Annotated in this window: 1 pseudogene; it reads left to right on the top strand. The window is 43.6% G+C overall.

The window, feature by feature from the left end:
* Nucleotides 1-59 precede the first annotated feature (59 nt).
* Nucleotides 60-259 (top strand): annotated as a pseudogene (locus GNE10_RS35220) (site-specific integrase); the annotation flags it as partial.

Raw genomic sequence — 259 nt, 5'->3', positions numbered from 1 at the left:
TCCGGTTTTACCCTTGCTAATGGTTAAACCGGAACAGGCATCTAAGAGAAATAGGTCGAATGAAAAACGATAGAGAAGGACAAGCGGCTATTCTCACCAATGCGGATTACTCGAAAATTCGCAGCAAGATTATAAGCCGCAAGTACAAGTTACTTTTTGATTTAGCTTGGTATACTGGCGAACGCTGGGGAGCGATTGTCAAGCTCCGAGTTGCTGACGTTTATACCCAGGATGGTACACCAAGGGAGTATATCAATTT

Source organism: Nostoc sp. 2RC (genome assembly GCF_014222165.1).
In the GTDB taxonomy this organism is placed as follows: domain Bacteria; phylum Cyanobacteriota; class Cyanobacteriia; order Cyanobacteriales; family Nostocaceae; genus Nostoc; species Nostoc linckia.
Note: the sequence above shows the minus strand (reverse complement) of the source record. Positions and strands in the feature narration are given on the sequence as shown.